Raw genomic sequence first — 17,613 nt, forward strand, 5'->3', positions numbered from 1 at the left:
CTATGGCAGGTTTACGAGCCCGTCGGCGAAATGTCGGAACCGACTACTGGCCAGGCTTCGTTGACGCTATGGCCACACTTTTGCTGGTCATCATTTTCCTGCTTTCGATTTTCATGCTTGCTCAGTTCTTTTTGAGCCAGCAGATTTCCGGCCGTGATGCAGTTCTAAACCGGCTGAACGCTCAGATCAGCGAATTGACAGAATTGCTGGCTCTGGAAAGGGCGGCATCGAATGAACTGGAAGACACTATTTCCGGATTGCAGGCAAGCCTCGGTGACGCCACGAGCGAACGGGACCGCTTGTTAAGCCTTTTAGAAAGCCAGTCCGGCGAAGCGGACGCAGCGGGTGGTCGGGCCGCGCGGCTGGAAAACCTGTTGGATGAGGAACAACAGGTCAGTCAGCGGGCCCTTGCACAAGTCGAATTATTGAACCAACAGATATCCGCGCTTCGGCGGCAGATTGCTGCGGCAAATGCAGCACTTGAGGCTGCAGAAGCCAAGGAAACCGAAAGCCAGGCGAAAATCGCCAGCCTTGGACGGCGTTTGAATGCGGCGCTTGTTCAACGTGTGCAAGAGTTGTCGCGGTACCGGTCTGATTTTTTCGGAAGACTGCGCGAAATTCTATCACAACGCTCTGACATTCAGGTCGTCGGAGACCGGTTTGTCTTCCAGTCCGAAGTTCTGTTTGATTCCGGGTCCGAGGAAATCAACGAGGCTGGCCGCCAGGAACTCGACAAGCTTGCCGAGGCCATTCAAGAACTCAGCGTGCAAATTCCCGAAGAAATCAATTGGGTCCTTCGGGTCGACGGGCACACCGATGCGCGTCCTTTGTCTGGTACAGGACGGCTCCGCAACAACTGGGAACTATCAGCGGCCCGAGCAATCTCAGTGGTGCGATATCTTATTGACCAGGGGGTCGATCCACAGCGTCTTGTCGCGGCAGGTTTTGGTGAGTTCCGTCCACTTGAAGACGGTGAAACACCGGAGGCTTATGCGAAAAACCGTCGAATTGAACTCAAGCTGACAGAGCGCTGAGAAGATCGCCGGATTGTGACTTGCCGTTTTCCATTTAGACTGAACGTCACAACGTCATGTCCAAGGAAGCCAGCCATGCTCGAGATGCGCCCCAATTGCGAATGCTGCCGACAAGGACCTGCCGCCCGGTTCGGCAGATGCCTTTATCTGTACCTTTGAATGCACTTTCTGCCGCGACTGCGTCGACAGCAAGCTGAAAGGGACCTGCCCCAATTGCGGTGGCGCCTTTTCTGTACGCCCGAGACGTCCTGAAGCCCTTCTCGAGCGTTTCCCTGCCTCTGCCCATCCGGTTTTCAACCCGGGAGGCTGTGCCCGCCACTGACGCTATTGCGTCCACGCAGCTGCCCCGGCGAATTCAAACTCGAAGTGCAACGCAATGTAAGCCGCTCAATCTGATGCGCTCTTTCTCAGGGAAGCCTGATCAAGGCATAAGGGATTGAGTGTCAAGGGCGCTTAAGCGCCGCCAAGCGGTTCTCCAACCCTTGATTCTCAATCCCTTGTGGCGAACCAAGCCGTCCGGTTACCTTGTTGCACTTCACGGCTGAATCCCCCCCCCCACCGGCCTCGCTCCACAAACAAAAAAAACCGCCTCGAGAGGCGGCTTTTCGCTGATCAACTGGTCGAGTTGGCTTACTTCTTGTCTTCGTCCTCGTCCGTGGTTTCTGCAGACTTCAGCGAGTTCAGTTTCGCAAAAACGGCGTCTGCATCGATTTCTTCTTCCTCAGGCGCAGACTTCGGTGCGCTGGTGTCAAAAGAGAATGCTGCCGAAAGGGCCTCGTCACTGGTCGTCTCGTCCACTGACATCAAGGTCTCGTTCGCCTCGGACGCCGACGGAAGCGGCGCGTTCTTAGCGGCCTTTTCGACTTCCATGTCCAGTTCCAGCTGACTGCATAGTCCAAGCGTTACAGGATCGGACGGGGTCAGATTCGCTGAATTCCAATGTGTACGGTCTCTGATAGCCGCAATCGTTGGCTTGGTCGTACCGACCAAACGGATAATCTGTGTGTCCTTAAGTTCGGGATGGTTACGGACAAGCCATAGAATCGCATTTGGACGGTCTTGACGGCGTGAAACGGGTGTGTAGCGCGGGCCTTTCCGCTTGCTTTCCGGAACGACTACTTTCGATCCTTGCAGCTTCAAATGATAGTTCGGATCATTTTGAGCTTTTTCAAGCTCTTCCCGAGACAGCTGGCCGGTTAGAACCGGATCAAGGCCCTTGATACCTTGGGCTGCTTCACCGTCTGCAATGGCCTTGACCTCTAGCGGGTGCAATTTGCAGAAGCTTGCAATTTGCGTAAAGCTGAGAGCTGTGTTGTCAACCAGCCATACTGCGGTTGCCTTCGGCATCAGCGGCGTATTCGCCATTGGTCAAAATCCTCTTGTCTGCTCCTTCGCCCACCAAGGCGCCGAAGCATGGTTTGTATCCAAATTTCTCAGGAGATCCCTGCAATATACTTCGATCCTCGCGCAAAGGCAAATACCCAGGCGACGAGAGGGCGGAATTATTTCGGATTTAGCGGCTTCCAAAATCACGAAACAGTCAAGAGAATCTTCCCAATGTGCGCAGATGTTTCCATACGAGCATGTGCCTTTGCGGCTTCAGCGAGCGGAAATGTCGAATCAACAACCGGCTTGATTTTCCCCGCTCCAATCAGCGGCCAAACATGTTGATCTAGTGCCTTGGCAATTTCGGCCTTGAAAGCATCGTCACGGGGCCTCAGGGTTGAGCCCGTGTGGACCAATCGTTTGATCATGAGCCGGGAAAAATTAACCTTGTCGGACACACCGTTCAACGTTGCGATTTGACAAATACGTCCACCAACGGCGGCCGCTTTCCAGTTTTTCTCAACGTAGTCTCCGCCGACCATATCGAGAATGACATGCACGCCTTCATTTCCGGTCAATCGTTGGATGACTTCGACAAAGTCATCTGTCCGGTAGTTGATAGCATGATCGGCACCTAGTGCCTTCGCCGCCGCGGCCTTTTCATCGCTCCCCACAGTGGTGAAGACCTCAGCTCCAAACGCGTTTGCGAGCTGGATCGCCGTCGTGCCGATACCCGAGGTGCCACCATGCACCAGAAACCGCTCTCCAGCTTTAAGCCCGGAGCGATCAAAGACATTGCTCCAAACGGTGAAAAATGTCTCCGGCAAGGCCGCGGCATCGAGTACAGACATGTTCGTCGGAATGCGCAGTGCGTGACCTTCATGAACCTTACAATATTCAGCGTATCCGCCCCCCGAAGTGAGAGCGGTTACCTCCGTGCCTATTTCAAAGGCCGTTGCCTTTTCACCCCGCGCGACTACAGCCCCAGCAACTTCGAGGCCCGGCAAATCCGAGGCGCCTTTAGGAGGGGGGTACGCTCCTTTTCGTTGAAGAACATCTGGACGGTTGACGCCAGCGGCCGTGACTTTGATCAAGAGGTCATTTTCACCCAAGACCGGCAAAGGTCTTTGTTCGGTAGTCAACACCTCGGGACCACCGGGCTGAGAGATTGCTACTGCAGTCATGGTTTCCGGCAGCATGTTCATGAAAAACTCCGTAGCATGAGACAGATATGGTTTAGCCCGCAAAGCAGGCACTGACAATTTGTTGCGATATTGATAAGATTTGCGGCTACCGATCAACCAGGCGCAAGCAGGAGGGGTGTCCGTGACAATATCAGAGGATGACAAGCCCAGCCTTCCGAAACGACCTCAGATCCTTGTTGGGGAAGATCTCAGCAAGCAATCCGAAGAGGAACTTGGTGAGCGCATAAAAGCTCTTGAGGCTGAAATTTTGCGTACAAAAAAAACTCTTGACCACAAAAGGTCGGTCCGGACCTCAGCTGACGCGCTGTTCTCAAAACTCTAACCGGGTGCGGCATTTCACTCAGGTACCGCAATAGGTCTGCAAGACCTGCTCTTCAGGTTTTGCAGGCAACGCATAACGTTCAAGGCCCGAACGGTGTTCAAAAGGCATTGCCAATACCTCAACCAGTTTTTCAAACGGCCTCAAATCTGGCCCTGCCTCCGCAGCGCTAATGGCTTCCTCGATCAGATGATTGCGCGGAATATAGACTGGGTTGACCTGCGCGAGCATATTCGCCCGTTCCGCATGAGAAGTGCCTTCCTGGCTCAAACGGGCGCGATATCGATCTAGCCACTCCGTCGCTGCCAACGGGTCAGCGAACAAAGACCCTGTACTTGCACGTGCCATGTCAGCTGCATTTCCGACTAGACTGAGATCCCGAAATGTGTTGGTGAAATCAGCTCCATGCTTCGCCATCTCATCCAAAAGCGCCTGGGCTAGACTACGATCGCCGGGCTCCTCTTCCAACAGCCCGAGTTTTTTACGAAGGCCCCGGGTGAGATAGTCCTCGAATTGGTCTGGATACCTATCAATCACATCTTGGGCGATCGAAACGGCACGCTCCATATCAGGATCGAAAAGCGGCAAAAGAGATTGCGCAAGCTGGACCAGGTTCCAATGTCCAATGGCAGGCTGGTTCCCGTAGGCATAACGCCCCATTTGATCAATCGAGCTATAGACCTTGCCAGGCTCGTATGCTTCCATGAATGCGCAAGGGCCGTAGTCGATTGTCTCGCCAGCTACCGACATGTTGTCGGTATTCATGACGCCATGGATGAAACCGATTAACATCCAATGCGAAATAAGCTGGGCTTGGCGTTCAACAACTTTTTCCAGCAACGCCACCGCCGCGTTCTCCGCGTCTATGGCATCTGGATAAAGTCGGCCAACTACATATTCCCTAAGTGTTTGCAGAGCCTCTATGTCTCCTTGCGCTGCAAAATACTGAAAAGTACCAACCCGGATATGACCGCGTGATACACGGGTCAAGATTGCACCTGGAATTGGGCGCTCACGCAGCACCGTCTGCCCCGTGCGGACCGCTGCAAGGGAGCGGGTGGTTGGCACACCAAGCGCGAACATCGCTTCACTCACAATATACTCCCGCAGGACCGGGCCAATTCCGGCACGCCCATCGCCCATTCTTGAAAAAGCGGTCCGACCGGATCCTTTCAGTTGGACGTCATAAAGGCGGTCATCCTGCCCGCGCACCTCACCAAGGAGCACCGCCCGTCCATCGCCAAGCTGCGGAACGAAACCTCCAAATTGGTGTCCCGCATAGGCCATCGCGATCGGATCAGCGGTTTCTGGAAGACGGCTTCCCGCCAAAACGCTTACTCCGGACGGGCTTGCGAGGTCTTCAGGACGAAGTCCAAGAAAGCAAGCCAACGCCGAATTGACCTTTATCAATGAAGGGTTCCTCACAGGATCGGGGCGCCGCCTTTCAAAAAAACGCTCAGGCAGCTGAGCATAGGAATTTTCAAAAGGGATTTGCGCCAGCCAGTCTTCGGAATGTGCCATGTACGGGCTCCTTTAGAGAATCAGGAACAAGTCTCTGTCGCCATCACACTATTTAATGGGGTTGACCGGAAAAGTTAGGCATTCCCAAAATGCGACGCTCCAGAAACTCGCGCTGTCGCATCATTGCTAATACTTATAACCCTGCGCTCCAAATAGTCCGATTGTTCTTGTCACAACTGACACTTATTCAGAATACTCAAGATCACCTGTCCAACTTTGGGTCACCTGTCTAGGTAAAATTTTATCTGTTTACCTCTTATTAATCTTTCTAATTCATAAACATAGTCATCCAGTCATCTGGATTTGAGTGGCTCCTGTCCACTCTGTTTGACGCCTCCCTGTTAATGACTCAGAGCCGCGCCTTTGCGGCTCTTTTTTTTGATCGTTCAAGGGATTATCATTCGCCAGTCCCACTCATGAACCACAACGGCGTGACTGGCACGGTCATTGCTCAGTTCAATAATGAACGCTCGCGCCGTCCCGAAAAGAAACAGACTGTGCCGCCCCGGCTGCAATGGTGATTGTTTCCGTTTGGACCGTTGCGGGAAGAGGGAACCAGAATAAAGGCGTATTGATCCCATGACGGATGACACAAGAACAGTTGGCCAATCGCCGGACGCGGTACACATCGCACATCGTCTCGCATCCTCGGACAATTTCATGACGCTTTTCCAAGAAGGCATGTCTCTCGTTGAAGAGACAGCTGTCTATTTGGATGGGGATGGACGCGAAGAAGCCAAATTCCTGGCGCGCCCGGCATCGCTAGCTTACGCGACCGAATCCATGCGCCTCACAACACGCCTGATGCAACTTGCATCTTGGCTTTTGTTGCAACGTGCCGTCAACGAAGGTGAGATGACGCGCGAACAGGCTGGCAGTGACAAAAACAAGGTCCGCCTGGAGAAGCTAAGCAGCGCCACCAGCAGCCCGGCATTTGGCGATCTGCCTTCAAACTTGAAAGCGTTGATCGAGCGCTCTATCCGGCTGCAGGAACGTATCGTCCACTTGGACAAGATGCTCTACCGGGAAGAAAAGCCCGAACTGGAAGCCGCAAATGACGGAAATCCCGTCGCCGAGCACCTCAATCGCCTGCATGCTGCCTTTGGTAAACTTTGACAATAGCTTTGATCACGAACAAAACCGCCCGAACGGGCGGTTTTTTATGACATAAAGTCTTTCAATCTGCATGGGCAAATGATCGGCCAGAGGTTGAAATTTCGAAGTCTTTTATCGCGGCTGTTATCTCGGTCTGGTGTGTATGGTGGGGCATATGGCCTGCACCTTTTAAAACAAGCAGATTTGCGTTCGGAAGATCCCGTTGCAGCCCTTCGCTGTGAATGCTCGGCCAAACCACCGAATCCTCGTCCCCAGTTACAATCAGCGCAGGTTGCTCTAAGAGACGATAGTACTGCGACTGGTGCGCAAGTTGCGGCTTCAAATATGCTATATCGACCGAGTTCGCCCTGAAGGAAGCTGGGCGGAACAGAAGCGGCAAATCGATTTCATCAAAATATCGATCCGGAGCACGATCTGGCTTAAACACATTTGATATAGCCTTTGGAACCAACAACTGACCGATGGGCAACGTCAAGGTCCAACAAAACACAGCGCCAAGGATCGGCAGAGCGGCTACCGAATAGTACCAATTCACCCCACCGGGCCACGGATGGGTTGCTGGTGCGAGAAAAACCAATCCCGTGACGACATCCGGCCTCAAGAGGCCCAGCGCCGCCGCTGTGGACGCGCCCAGAGAATGCCCGACAACTATAGCTTTGTTTATCGAAAGCTCGTCCAGCAGCGCACTAATTCGTTCGGCTTGACGCCTCGGTGAGGCGTCAGCAAAAAGAGCGCGCCGGGAGTGCCCAAGACCTGGGCGGTCAACAAAGAGCAGGTCGTAGTCCTGCTCAAAACCTTTCCCAAAGGCCAATTTCAAGTCGAGTGCATTGCCGCTCGCACCATGGAGGAACACCAAAACCGGTCTTTGATCGGCCGACTTTCGCCTTTTAGTATAAAAGAAATGCAGTCCACTGTGCGGGGAGACCGTCCCTCTCGGTGTATATTTTCTAGATATACGTCGCACATTGAATGCTGTGTAGGCGGCAAATCCCAATAGGATTATCGCAACGGTCAATAGAACTGCCATACCTACAAACATAGATGCCTGATTGAAATCGCTGTCTCACCTTAACGCGATCGCCTTCAGATGGGCTCACCGCTCGCGTTGGCTTCGAGGTCTTCAATGGCTGATTTTGCGTTTTCGAGACCCGGATGAATTGCTAGACTTCGTTTGAACGTCTCAAGGGCCCTAGCTTCCTGTCCAAGGCGCCGCTGAATGATTGCTAAACCCGACAGGGCTCCCCAATGTCGCGGCTCAATGGCCAAGGTCCGCTCAATGTCGGCGAGGGACCGCCCGAAATCTTGCTGCATGTAGTAGACCGTCGCCCGGCGATTCCAGCCTTCAGCATAATTTGGTTTTAACGTGACGATTGTGTCCAGAAGATCCAGTGCCAAACCGTGCTCGTCGGCCTGAAGAGCCTTTCCCGCGCGGGACATCAGTACATCTACAGTGTCGCTTCCGCTTCGTAGCCAGATTTTCTGTATCTCATTGGCCAAGGCCTCGGCGACCGAAGGCTCCTCAGATGACGCAAGCTGCGCAAACAGAGTGTCCAATTTAGTGATTTCAGTGTTGCCGTCTGCAACTGTTTTACCCCCCTCGTCGAACTCGACTTCCGGCAAACTGCCGAGATCTTCCAAGGAAGGCGCCTCAACCTCAGGCCCGAGATCAGGGACCGGCTGGGCCAAGGCAACAACCGGTGAGAGAGAAAAAAGAGCTATGAACACAAATGACCGCATGCCAACAAATATGATCTGTCGGACGCAGCGGTCAATCGTGAATTTGTAAAAAATCCCAGAACGCCGGTAAGGCGGCGCCGCTCAGCCCTGGCGGGCTTTGAAGCGCGGATTCTTTTTATTGATGATGTATACGCGACCTTTGCGACGAACCATGCGGTTATCGCGGTGACGAGTCATCAACGCTTTTAGTGAGTTTTTGATCTTCATAACACTATCCCCCAGAAGGGTTGTTTTCTCTAAACATGAAACGAGCGCCAAAGCGCCCGCCGGTCTTTTTTTGGTTTCCCGGAATAGCAGCTCGATCAAATCTGCGCTAAATTTCCGTTCTCCACACGCGGACCAAAACTGGAAGCGCGAATATGGTGGGCGTGACAGGGATTGAACCTGTGACCCCTTCGATGTCAACGAAGTGCTCTCCCGCTGAGCTACACGCCCGAATTCCTCGGTGGCACGGTGCCTTGGCGCCGTGGTGGGGAGCGATATAACGGGGATCCTTTCCCGGTGCAAGTCCCCAAATGCGAAACCGTCGCATAAAATTCACAACCGACAGCCGGCATGCTTAAGCCACTCTCAAGCGGCGAGCATTCGCTCCACTTCCTGAACCAAATCCTTCAAATGAAACGGCTTAGACAATACCTTGGCATCTTTCGGTGCATCGGATTCAGGGTTTAGCGCGACAGCAGCAAACCCTGTGATGAACATGACTTTCAGATCTGGATCCAACTGCGTTGCCCGACGGGCGAGTTCAATCCCGTCCATTTCAGGCATCACGATATCAGTCAGAAGGAGTGAAAAAGGCTCCTCCTGCAAACGCTCGTATGCGCTTCGCCCATTGTCATAAGAAACGACATCATAGCCTGCGTTTTCCAGCGCTTTAGCCAGAAACTTGCGCATATCATTATCGTCTTCCGCTAGGAGGATTCGCGGCATGTCACGCAACCATTCAATCTGTGAGATTTCCACAAGGCGGGGAGACCCACCGGACATTTGCCGGTTATAGTCAGAATCCTACGTAAAGATAGGGTGAAATGATGTTCCACAGCCTTGACCACGGTTTTTGTGGACGGGATGTTAAAACCTTGGCACGATGTTGTTCACATCAAAAGAGGGTGTGTTTTGGCAGCAGACGAAACCGAACCGAATCAGACCACCCGGCACATCGCACTCGCGCAGGCCGATTTTAACGGTTTACCCCCATTTGATATCCTCGCCCCGGCAGACCAACGCCTCCCCTTTGTTTTCAACTCACCGCATTCGGGTCGTCAGTATCCCCGGGAGTTTTTGGAGGCATCCCGCCTTAACGAAGTCTCGATCCGACGATCTGAAGATGCGTATGTCGACGACCTGTTTAAAGCTGCGGTCGAGGTCGGCTCTCCACTTTTGCGTGCTCATTTTCCTCGGGCCTATCTGGATGTGAACCGCGAGCCATACGAACTTGACCCAAAAATGTTTGAAGGCCGTTTACCCTCCTACGCAAATGTACGGTCCATCCGCGTTGCTGGCGGCCTTGGAACTGTTGCGCGGGTTGTCGGCGAGAACCAGGAAATTTATAAGCACCGGCTTCCGGTGTCTGAAGCGCTGTCCCGCGTCGAGTACATTTACAAGCCTTACCATACGGCTCTTCGACGCCTGCTCGCCCAAACCCACGTCACATTTGGTCACGCCATTCTCATAGACTGCCATTCCATGCCGTCGAGTGTGAAATGCCAGAACAATGATGTCCGGCCGGATTTCATTTTGGGTGATCGCTACGGGACGAGCTGCTCGGAGGAGCTGACAAACCGTGCAGCGGCGATTCTGAACTCTCTCGGCTACAACGTGAGCCGGAACAAACCATATGCTGGCGGGTTCATAACCGAGCATTACGGCCGCCCCTCTAGCGGGTTGCATGCGCTGCAGCTGGAAATAAACCGGGGTCTGTATATGGATGAAGCGCGTCACCAGCCGCATGAGGGCTTCTCGAAGCTAGCTTCGGATTTGCGGGATTTCATCATTGAAATCACGGCAATGCCAGATGCGGGATTTGCCGCAGAACCGATCGCCGCAGAGTAGCCCGTCGATCACGTAAATCTGGCACGGACCATGGCACTATTGTTTCATATCCAAAAAAAAGGCCGCACTCTTGCGAGGCGGCCCGAGTCTAGGGAGGAAACGCCCAAGGAGGGCGGCACTCAAGGATAAATCCTTTCGCGCTGCAATAAGTTCGCATTGCAGTGCACAAACGTCAAGCGCCAGCATTTACTTAACCTGCATGAATAATTAGCAGACCTGCTCGATTGTTATACAAATGCTACTCACTGCCCGAGAATTATGCTGTCAGATATCGTTAATTTATGCAAAACAATCGGAGCAATCGCCGATTCACTGTCGATATTCCGTAACGGTATAGCTGCCATGCATTCCAAACATAACTTTTCCGAATTTTTTTCAAAACTTGCGGATGCTTCATCTGAAGCAATCATGCCGCATTTCCGCACAGCATTTGACATAGAAAACAAACTGGAAAGCGGCTTCGATCCGGTCACCATTGCAGACCGAAACGGTGAAACCGCAATCCGTGCGCTGATCAATGAAGCCTATCCCAGCCATGGCATTTTGGGAGAGGAGCATGGAGCCGAAAACCTAGATGCCGAGTACGTCTGGGTGCTGGATCCGATTGACGGAACCCGCGCGTTTATCACCGGCCTGCCGACTTGGGGCACCCTAGTTGGCCTGAATCGCAACGGAAGGCCGTACATGGGCATGATGGCCCAACCATATGTCGGCGAACGATATGTCGGAACCTGTGATTCGGCATGGTACGATGGCCCAATCGGCCGTCGCACTCTTAAAACAAGGGCCTGCGGCAAACTCTCCGACGCCGTCCTTTGCACAACAACACCAGCGCTTTTTTCCCAATATGAACGACCAGTCTTCGACGCCATAGAAAAACAAGTAAAGTTGAGCCGATACGGGACCGACTGCTACGCCTATTGCATGCTTGCAGCAGGCCTTGCAGACTTGGTGATAGAATCTGGCCTCCAAGCCTACGATATCGTTGCGCTGGTCCCGATTATTGAAGGAGCCGGCGGAGCCGTGACTACGTGGAGCGGTGGAAGCCCAGAGAAAGGCGGACAGATTGTTGCAAGTGGAGATCGGCATCTCCATGATCTGGTGCTCAAACAGCTTACATCAGCTGCCGATTGACGCCCGGCGCTCTAGGTCAGCCTCCTGCTCCCTACCCGGTAGAAACGCGTCAAGAGCAGCCAATATCTGACCGCGAAAAATATCTCGCTCCATAAAAAGTTCATGCTCCGCACCGGCGATCTCAATATAGCGTGCATTTTTTGTACGCGAGCAAAATTCCTCGATTGCGCTTGTCGAAACGATACGGTCTCTGCCGGCGGCAACAATCAGACAAGGCAGCGCCATCCGCGGACCAAACTCACGTTTGCGAAACGTCAGGAGTGTTCGGGCAGCTGCGTTCAGCCACGCAATCGTTGGCGACCCGAGACCAAGCTCAGGATAGACCTCAAGCAAAGCGTTAAATCGCTGAAAACGCCCTCGGTCGGACGTCTGCCGGTTATGCTCGACTGCCACGCGAACATCGGCATTGCCCCCAGGAACGAATAGTCGTCCAGCACCGGACAAGGTCAGAACGCGTGCTACCGAAAAAGCAAATTTTTCCATTACGTTCAGTTTTGGCGCCAATACGGGTGGAGGCCGTTTCCGTGGCAACACTCCAAGAGTTGCCCACCTGAATACCGTCTTCAACCGGTGCTTTGTCGAAGTGACAAGTCCTGATTCAGGCAGTCCGATCAACGGGGCACTGATCACGGCACGATCTAGCATCGTCCGTAGCCTGGAAGCGTCAGACAATAACACGGTGCCGCCCATGGAATGCGCAACTGCGAAATGAGGTCCCGGGTATTCGGCAAGGGACACCTTTTTCAATATGGTCCGAAGATCTTCTCGGAACCTCGAAAAATCAGAGACATGTCCGCGAAGCGGGTTTTTCAGGAGCCTTTGCGATCCGCCCTGCCCCCTCCAGTCAAACGCTATCACAGCAAAACCGCGTTCGCGCAGGTCCGATATCAATTCAAAGTACTTCTCAATGAACTCTGCACGGCCCTGAAGTATAGTAATTGTTCCCTGTCGTTGCCTCCCAAGAGCTGGCCAATGCGCGTAGCGAATACGTACTGAATCCGCCGTTTTAACAGAGCCGGTTTTTCCACCAATCGGGATCGGATTGTCAGGGTGATCGAACAGCGCCATGCAATTTCAAATCTGCACCAGAAAGCTAATACTTGATAGGGTCGATAGCCCAAGACTGCAATACCAATCGGCGCCGCCATTCGGCGGCGCCACATTTTTCATTGCCAGCGCTGTCCCCAGCCTATTGGGTGACGGCGTAAAATTTGCGCATTGTAGGCATCGACGACTAGGCGCACCGGACGTCCGCGCCAGCCACGCGCCTTAACGACGTAAACTCTACCCCGCTCTCTAACAATTTGGATCTTTCGAAATCCCTGATGCCTGAGGCTTCTGCGGATTTGACGTGGTCCAAGCCGATCGTATCGCCAAGCTGGCCCTCGGTGCCAACCTCCGCCCCAACGATAGTCGATCTGAGTTGCTGCTGCGGGAGCGTTTTGAATTCCATTACCGAGGGTGCGTGCCGACGCTTCCACCGGCGCGGCAGACAACAGCGCAAGACCCAAGATCCCGGCGGCAACCGACCCAGTGATCTGTGTTTTTAGAACATTCATTGCATCGTCTCCTTTAATTCACCAGCCAGCCCACCGGTGCTGAAGAGACAATTGCATCACGTGCTTGAATAGAGACAGAAGGCCTCATTCATTTCAGGTTCAGCTTTGTCGGACCGTCGCCATCTAACGGTCTTGAAAACGAATTTCTCCGCTCCTACCTCAGGGAAGCGGATGCCAACTTTGGGTCCGTATTTCGCAGGTTCCCGCCGTTTAGCCGGGGGACACTTGGAAACAATCGCTTGAAACCCTTGTTGCTCACGAAAGAGGACAAAAACATGCGTCACTTTGATTTAACACCGCTTTACCGGTCTACAGTCGGATTTGATCGGCTTTTCTCAATACTTGATTCAGCTGCATCGGAAACGCAGAGCTATCCGCCATACAACATCGAGCGTACCGGAGAAAACGCATACCGCATCACAATGGCCGTAGCCGGGTTTGCCGAAAGCGACCTCACGGTAGAAGCGAAAGAACATGTTTTGACTGTAAAGGGCGAAAAGCCGACCGGGGATGATGACCGCGAAGTCCTTTACCGCGGCATTGCCTCCCGAGCTTTTGAGCGCCGCTTCCAACTTGCAGACCATGTTCGTGTCGATGGGGCAAATCTGGAAAACGGCTTGCTCCATATCGATCTGGTGCGGGAAATCCCGGAAGCCATGAAGCCGCGCAAGATTGAAATCGGCAACGCTTCACCCAAGCAGATTGAAACCAGCACACGCTAATATGATCAATCCGAAGGCGCCCTTAGTACCAGGGCGCCTTTCCGCGTTTAGGACGGGGTATCATTCCCCGTATGCGTCAAGAAATCGAGCAACGTCCTCAACCGTTGTAGCAAAGCTTGTGACCATGCGAATGCACAGTTCATCAGCCGACAACTCACTTTGAATCGCATCCTCCCGCAGTGGCCACTCGTAGATCATTGCACCAGCCGCCTGCAGCTTGGTGAAGCGCTGACGATCCATGATCGGAAACACCTCATTTGCTTCTACCGGCCACACGGTGCGGACGCCTTTTGCTCTCAAGCCTTCGGCGAGCAAGAGTGCCATTTCGTTGGCATGGCGCGCATTTTTTAGCCAATGGTCATTTTCGAGATAACCTTCAAATTGCGCTGCTATGAACCGGCTCTTGGAGAACAAATGGCCTGCTCGTTTTCGGTGATATTCAAATCCACGCGCGGCCTCCAGATCGAAAAAGACTACGGCCTCTGCACACCAGCAGCCATTTTTTGTCGCGCCGAATGACAAAACATCTACGCCCGACTTCCATGTCATGTCTGCGGGAGACGTGTTGAGAGACACAAGGGCATTTGCAAATCGCGCACCGTCCATGTGGAGCGCAATACTCCGCGCAGACGCGGCAGCTTTGATTTTCGCAATCTCATCAACACTGTATATGGTCCCCGATTCGGTTGCCTGAGTGATCGATACAGCAACTGCCTGACCATGATGGACGATATTCGGAGGAACGCTTTCCAGCGCCTCACGCAAACCAGCCGGTGTTATTTTGCCGCCATGTCCGGGCACTGGTATGAGTTTGCTTCCACTGGACATGAATTCAGGGCAATTGCATTCGTCGACATTTATATGGGACTCGCGATGACAAAAAACTGCACCACCGGGCCTGGCGTAGGCGGCGAGCGCTAGAGCATTTGCTACCGATCCAGTACCGACAAAAAAGACCGACACTTCCCGTTCAAAAATGTCGCTAAAGCGCTGTGTGACCGACTCGGTGACAGCGTCGGCGCCGTATGCCGGTGCCGCCTTGAGATTATGCCTCGCTAACGTCTCCATGACGGGCTGCGAGGCCCCGAACCAGTTATCACTTGCAAAATTCATGGATCGCTTTTGGCAGTTTACCAATGCTCCAGCAAGCAGAATTCACATCAATAGTAACGTTCGCGCTTCCGGTAGTAAGATCCCAGCAGTGCGTCCAAGGATATTAAGCCCGGCCCTTTCAACATCGGCACGAGAAGCAAAAACACCCATAACAAACGGTCATCTGCGATTATTGCGTAGGGATCGCCATCAAAAAATGCGCCAATCGTTTTTGTATCGACTCCGTGCCCAACAATATCGACATATGTCATTACGCCAATAAAGACGATCATGCCGAGGCTGGCGGCCCTCGTGAACAATCCGATAACAACCAAAAGCGGCAGGACAAACTCACCCCAAGTTCCAAGCAAAACAATCAAACCATAGGGGAAAAAGGCGATCTGGCTGGTATCATAGCTTACTTGCTCCATCATTTTCGGCAGCATCTGGGCATAGGCGCCGGTGCTGGGAGACAAGAACCCAAAAAATCCATCGCCGAGTTTCGTCAGTGCGGAGTTCCAAAAAAACACCAAGAGCACGGACGCGAACACCAAACGCGCCGCCAAACCTAGGAACCAACCATTGGTGAGCCGCTCGATGGCGCCAAAAACCCCTACGTACAAACGCATCAACAACCCGATCAAGGCAGACATCCGACTTCCCCCGTATTCGCGATCGCTTTGCCGTGCTCATTTGATCCGGCTACGACCCTTAAGTCCGTAAAAACACCTTGGCCGAGAAACAAACCCAGTGTGGCCTCAAGTTCAAATCTCGAATCATCAAAAGACGCAAGTGCCGCAGCGTCCGAAAATGTCTTCCCGTTTGTAAGTGCATTGAAAAACGTAACGGCCCCGTTCGGCAAACAGCTGAGCTGTACCTTGATGTCAGGGCGTGTCACCAGGACGGCTTCGGGATTATCCAAATTGATCGGCTTGCTGCAGACGCCACCAAACCGGTTGGCTTGAACTAGAGACAAAACAGGCCAAATCGATGCGATCATTCTGCATGCCGGATGGATTTCGAAACGCACTTCGCCAACAAGATTTGGAGAGACAGATGCGAGACGCGCGGGATCGAGAGGACATGCATCAGCTGAGTGGAAGGATTGCAGCCAACCCCATTCTAGTCGGGCGACATCGCCCAAATAAGGGTAGGCACTCAGCGGCGGGAAAGCGTCGAGGTAGGCTCCAAACTCCCGTCCATACCAGATCAGAACCGGGCTTTTTGGAGGGTTCTCGATGACGAAGGACCTTGCAAGTGCAGCAAAGTACTCTTCACCCACCAATTGTTGCACCGCCGGGAACGTGTGGGCAAGCGCCTCAACCAAACTGACGATCACGTTGTTTCGGTAAACGTTGAACCGTTTGGAGTCCGGCGCTCCATCCGGACCAACAATCCCGGTTGGAATCGATTGTTCTGCGTCGAGCAGCGCCGCTGAAAAGGCTCCGTTGGGAGACAGCTTCGGCTCAGACCGCATATGTCATATCCGGTTGCGCGGCCAGTTTCAGGAGCCCCGTTGCACGCTCGGCCTCAGCAAGCAAAACGCCCCAAGCAGGCACATCGTTGTCCCACTCGACGAGTGTTGGTATGGGACCGATTTTACGCAGGATTTGCTCATAAAGACGCCACACTTCGGCATCGACCTCGCGGTCGTGCGCATCAATAAGGAGCGGGCGTTCGGCCTGGTCCATATCTGGCGCGTGCCCCCCGAGGTGCACCTCGCCAACGGCTTCAATCGGAAAGTCCTGCAGGTAGTGTTCGGGCTGCCGGTCATGATTGATGCAGGAAACATATACATTGTTGACATCCAAAAGTAGCCCGCATCCCGTCCGCCTCACAACTTCTTTCAAAAACGCTGTTTCGGTCATCGAACTCTGTTCAAAAGCAACATAAGTTGACGGGTTCTCCAAAAGCATCTTTCGGCCAACAGTCTCTTGCACTTCATCAATATGGTCGCAGACACGCACCAACGTATCAACGTTGTAGGCGACAGGAAGAAGGTCGTTCACATAAATCTGGTCATGAGTCGACCACGCAAGATGCTCTGAAAAAAGCTCGGGGTCATACTTGGTATTCAAAGTGCGAAGACGCCCGAGGTGTTCGCGATCTAACGGCCCTTCGGACCCGATAGACAGACCGACACCGTGCAATGACAAAGGGTAGCGCTCGCGGATCATAGCAAGGTTTCGATGAGGAGCTCCCCCAGCACCCATATAGTTTTCGGCATGGATCTCGAAAAATCCAACATCTGGATGTGTTTCTAGGATTTCAGGTATGTGCTCGGGCTTGAGGCCAACACCCGCACGCCAAGGCGGCGCGGTCCTCAGCAAAGGCGTGCCTGAATGCTGCGCTTGCATGTGTGCTAATCCAAATACGATGTTCCAGCTGGCCGAGTCCAATATCGGCCAGCCTGGCCCTTCAGTTAGTCAAAATCAAATTTTCAGCTTACGCCTCGGGCAGATCGCGGTCGAGCTCTGTCAATGAGCCTTTTCGGTCTCCTGGCAGTTCCATTGAGACGCAGGTCCCCTTGGGAACCAAGGTCCAAGCATTGCCTTGATAATCGACGGTGGAAGTACCGGCACAGGTCGTTCCTGGGCCTGCTTTGCAGTCGTTTTGGCCTTTCAGCGAAATACCGTAACACTTCTCCTTTGCCTGTGCGTTCGCGGTCGTTGGCGCAGTGAGCCCGGCAACGGCCGTTGCAACAGCACCGGCAACGATTGCGGCAGACATAGCCTTGTTTTTCATCGTACAACTCCTCAGCATCAATCCAGAATGCGCTTCTTTCAACTCGTCGAT

Annotated in this window: 19 protein-coding genes, 1 tRNA gene and 1 pseudogene; 7 read left to right on the forward strand and 14 right to left on the reverse strand. The window is 53.3% G+C overall.

Going from position 1 to position 17,613, the window contains the following annotated elements; translation table 11 throughout:
* Window positions 1-2: 2 nt before the first annotated feature.
* On the forward strand, window positions 3-1,034 hold the full coding sequence (locus JM93_RS17470; protein WP_145346057.1) for a peptidoglycan -binding protein: 1,032 nt from the start codon (window positions 3-5) through the stop codon (window positions 1,032-1,034).
* A 75-nt stretch (window positions 1,035-1,109) separates the two neighbouring features.
* Window positions 1,110-1,356 (forward strand): annotated as a pseudogene (locus tag JM93_RS17475) (DUF1272 domain-containing protein).
* A 308-nt stretch (window positions 1,357-1,664) separates the two neighbouring features.
* On the opposite strand, the gene JM93_RS17480 reads toward JM93_RS17475, so the two are convergent.
* Both JM93_RS17480 and JM93_RS17485 read right to left on the reverse strand, forming a co-directional pair.
* Window positions 1,665-2,399, reverse strand: a complete 735-nt coding sequence (locus JM93_RS17480) for a DUF1013 domain-containing protein (RefSeq protein ID WP_145346059.1) — start codon at window positions 2,397-2,399, stop codon at window positions 1,665-1,667.
* A gap of 164 nt (window positions 2,400-2,563) precedes the next feature.
* On the reverse strand, window positions 2,564-3,565 hold the full coding sequence (locus JM93_RS17485; RefSeq protein WP_145346061.1) for an NAD(P)H-quinone oxidoreductase: 1,002 nt from the start codon (window positions 3,563-3,565) through the stop codon (window positions 2,564-2,566).
* Window positions 3,566-3,686: 121 nt separating this feature from the next.
* On the opposite strand from JM93_RS17485, the gene JM93_RS17490 reads away from it, so the two are divergent.
* The gene (locus tag JM93_RS17490) at window positions 3,687-3,887 is read left to right on the forward strand and encodes a DUF1192 domain-containing protein (protein ID WP_145346063.1); all 201 of its coding nucleotides are present in this window, start codon (window positions 3,687-3,689) and stop codon (window positions 3,885-3,887) included.
* An 18-nt stretch (window positions 3,888-3,905) separates the two neighbouring features.
* Here JM93_RS17490 and JM93_RS17495 read toward each other — a convergent pair whose 3' ends face one another.
* Window positions 3,906-5,405: a protein adenylyltransferase SelO gene (locus JM93_RS17495; protein ID WP_145346065.1), complete on the reverse strand. Its 1,500-nt coding sequence runs from the start codon at window positions 5,403-5,405 to the stop codon at window positions 3,906-3,908.
* Between the two features lie 579 nt (window positions 5,406-5,984).
* Between JM93_RS17495 and rcdA the strand changes: the two genes are divergently transcribed.
* Entirely contained in the window at window positions 5,985-6,521 is a 537-nt protein-coding gene (gene rcdA / locus JM93_RS17500; protein WP_145346067.1) for a protease adaptor protein RcdA, read from the forward strand.
* 61 nt (window positions 6,522-6,582) lie between these two features.
* Here rcdA and JM93_RS17505 read toward each other — a convergent pair whose 3' ends face one another.
* The 5 genes from JM93_RS17505 to cpdR all read right to left on the reverse strand — a co-directional run bounded on the left by JM93_RS17505 (window position 6,583) and on the right by cpdR (window position 9,188).
* The gene (locus JM93_RS17505; protein ID WP_208995274.1) at window positions 6,583-7,377 is read right to left on the reverse strand and encodes an alpha/beta fold hydrolase; all 795 of its coding nucleotides are present in this window, start codon (window positions 7,375-7,377) and stop codon (window positions 6,583-6,585) included.
* Between the two features lie 227 nt (window positions 7,378-7,604).
* Window positions 7,605-8,246: a tetratricopeptide repeat protein gene (locus JM93_RS17510; RefSeq protein ID WP_208995276.1), complete on the reverse strand. Its 642-nt coding sequence runs from the start codon at window positions 8,244-8,246 to the stop codon at window positions 7,605-7,607.
* Window positions 8,247-8,339: 93 nt separating this feature from the next.
* Window positions 8,340-8,465 carry a type B 50S ribosomal protein L36 gene (ykgO, locus tag JM93_RS17515; RefSeq protein WP_006932207.1) on the reverse strand — a complete coding sequence of 42 codons (126 nt, stop codon included), beginning with the start codon at window positions 8,463-8,465 and terminating at the stop codon, window positions 8,340-8,342.
* A gap of 153 nt (window positions 8,466-8,618) precedes the next feature.
* Window positions 8,619-8,693 (reverse strand) — tRNA-Val (locus tag JM93_RS17520).
* A 135-nt stretch (window positions 8,694-8,828) separates the two neighbouring features.
* Window positions 8,829-9,188, reverse strand: a complete 360-nt coding sequence (gene cpdR, locus JM93_RS17525) for a cell cycle two-component system response regulator CpdR (RefSeq protein ID WP_145346073.1) — start codon at window positions 9,186-9,188, stop codon at window positions 8,829-8,831.
* A gap of 138 nt (window positions 9,189-9,326) precedes the next feature.
* On the opposite strand from cpdR, the gene JM93_RS17530 reads away from it, so the two are divergent.
* Entirely contained in the window at window positions 9,327-10,310 is a 984-nt protein-coding gene (locus JM93_RS17530; RefSeq protein WP_145346284.1) for an N-formylglutamate amidohydrolase, read from the forward strand.
* Between the two features lie 342 nt (window positions 10,311-10,652).
* Entirely contained in the window at window positions 10,653-11,444 is a 792-nt protein-coding gene (hisN, locus tag JM93_RS17535; protein ID WP_145346075.1) for a histidinol-phosphatase, read from the forward strand.
* Here the strand turns inward: hisN and JM93_RS17540 are convergent.
* A complete protein-coding gene (locus tag JM93_RS17540) occupies window positions 11,430-12,512 on the reverse strand; it encodes an alpha/beta hydrolase (protein WP_145346077.1) in 1,083 nt (360 codons plus the stop codon). The genes hisN and JM93_RS17540 overlap by 15 nt on opposite strands.
* A gap of 766 nt (window positions 12,513-13,278) precedes the next feature.
* Here JM93_RS17540 and JM93_RS17545 point away from each other — a divergent pair.
* Entirely contained in the window at window positions 13,279-13,725 is a 447-nt protein-coding gene (locus tag JM93_RS17545) for an Hsp20 family protein (RefSeq protein WP_145346079.1), read from the forward strand.
* A 60-nt stretch (window positions 13,726-13,785) separates the two neighbouring features.
* Here JM93_RS17545 and JM93_RS17550 read toward each other — a convergent pair whose 3' ends face one another.
* The 5 genes from JM93_RS17550 to JM93_RS17570 all read right to left on the reverse strand — a co-directional run bounded on the left by JM93_RS17550 (window position 13,786) and on the right by JM93_RS17570 (window position 17,562).
* Window positions 13,786-14,838 (reverse strand): threonine aldolase family protein, encoded by a 1,053-nt coding sequence (locus tag JM93_RS17550; protein ID WP_145346081.1) that lies wholly within the window; start codon window positions 14,836-14,838, stop codon window positions 13,786-13,788.
* Window positions 14,839-14,885: 47 nt separating this feature from the next.
* Window positions 14,886-15,470, reverse strand: a complete 585-nt coding sequence (locus tag JM93_RS17555; protein ID WP_196220744.1) for a DoxX family protein — start codon at window positions 15,468-15,470, stop codon at window positions 14,886-14,888.
* Window positions 15,458-16,294 carry an HvfC/BufC N-terminal domain-containing protein gene (locus tag JM93_RS17560; RefSeq protein ID WP_145346083.1) on the reverse strand — a complete coding sequence of 279 codons (837 nt, stop codon included), beginning with the start codon at window positions 16,292-16,294 and terminating at the stop codon, window positions 15,458-15,460. Before JM93_RS17560 ends, JM93_RS17555 begins: the two co-directional genes overlap by 13 nt.
* Window positions 16,284-17,174 carry an MNIO family bufferin maturase gene (gene bufB, locus JM93_RS17565; RefSeq protein WP_145346085.1) on the reverse strand — a complete coding sequence of 297 codons (891 nt, stop codon included), beginning with the start codon at window positions 17,172-17,174 and terminating at the stop codon, window positions 16,284-16,286. Before bufB ends, JM93_RS17560 begins: the two co-directional genes overlap by 11 nt.
* A gap of 88 nt (window positions 17,175-17,262) precedes the next feature.
* On the reverse strand, window positions 17,263-17,562 hold the full coding sequence (locus JM93_RS17570) for a BufA1 family periplasmic bufferin-type metallophore (protein WP_145346087.1): 300 nt from the start codon (window positions 17,560-17,562) through the stop codon (window positions 17,263-17,265).
* Window positions 17,563-17,613 lie beyond the last annotated feature (51 nt).

Origin of the sequence: Roseibium hamelinense (assembly GCF_007830545.1) — a bacterium.
GTDB lineage: Bacteria > Pseudomonadota > Alphaproteobacteria > Rhizobiales > Stappiaceae > Roseibium > Roseibium hamelinense.

What these genes read in the sequence shown, in the direction of transcription:
- JM93_RS17550 (WP_145346081.1), bottom strand. Translation starts at nt 14,838, where the DNA reads ATGAATTTTGCAAGTGATAACTGGTTCGGGGCCTCGCAGCCCGTCATG.
- JM93_RS17570 (WP_145346087.1), bottom strand. Translation starts at nt 17,562, where the DNA reads ATGAAAAACAAGGCTATGTCTGCCGCAATCGTTGCCGGTGCTGTTGCA.
- ykgO (WP_006932207.1), bottom strand. Translation starts at nt 8,465, where the DNA reads ATGAAGATCAAAAACTCACTAAAAGCGTTGATGACTCGTCACCGCGAT.
- JM93_RS17530 (WP_145346284.1), top strand. Translation starts at nt 9,327, where the DNA reads ATGTTAAAACCTTGGCACGATGTTGTTCACATCAAAAGAGGGTGTGTT.
- JM93_RS17555 (WP_196220744.1), bottom strand. Translation starts at nt 15,470, where the DNA reads ATGTCTGCCTTGATCGGGTTGTTGATGCGTTTGTACGTAGGGGTTTTT.
- JM93_RS17480 (WP_145346059.1), bottom strand. Translation starts at nt 2,399, where the DNA reads ATGGCGAATACGCCGCTGATGCCGAAGGCAACCGCAGTATGGCTGGTT.
- JM93_RS17485 (WP_145346061.1), bottom strand. Translation starts at nt 3,565, where the DNA reads ATGAACATGCTGCCGGAAACCATGACTGCAGTAGCAATCTCTCAGCCC.
- rcdA (WP_145346067.1), top strand. Translation starts at nt 5,985, where the DNA reads ATGACGGATGACACAAGAACAGTTGGCCAATCGCCGGACGCGGTACAC.
- bufB (WP_145346085.1), bottom strand. Translation starts at nt 17,174, where the DNA reads ATGCAAGCGCAGCATTCAGGCACGCCTTTGCTGAGGACCGCGCCGCCT.
- JM93_RS17540 (WP_145346077.1), bottom strand. Translation starts at nt 12,512, where the DNA reads ATGGCGCTGTTCGATCACCCTGACAATCCGATCCCGATTGGTGGAAAA.
- hisN (WP_145346075.1), top strand. Translation starts at nt 10,653, where the DNA reads ATGCATTCCAAACATAACTTTTCCGAATTTTTTTCAAAACTTGCGGAT.
- JM93_RS17470 (WP_145346057.1), top strand. Translation starts at nt 3, where the DNA reads ATGGCAGGTTTACGAGCCCGTCGGCGAAATGTCGGAACCGACTACTGG.
- JM93_RS17560 (WP_145346083.1), bottom strand. Translation starts at nt 16,294, where the DNA reads ATGCGGTCTGAGCCGAAGCTGTCTCCCAACGGAGCCTTTTCAGCGGCG.
- JM93_RS17495 (WP_145346065.1), bottom strand. Translation starts at nt 5,405, where the DNA reads ATGGCACATTCCGAAGACTGGCTGGCGCAAATCCCTTTTGAAAATTCC.
- JM93_RS17545 (WP_145346079.1), top strand. Translation starts at nt 13,279, where the DNA reads ATGCGTCACTTTGATTTAACACCGCTTTACCGGTCTACAGTCGGATTT.
- cpdR (WP_145346073.1), bottom strand. Translation starts at nt 9,188, where the DNA reads ATGCCGCGAATCCTCCTAGCGGAAGACGATAATGATATGCGCAAGTTT.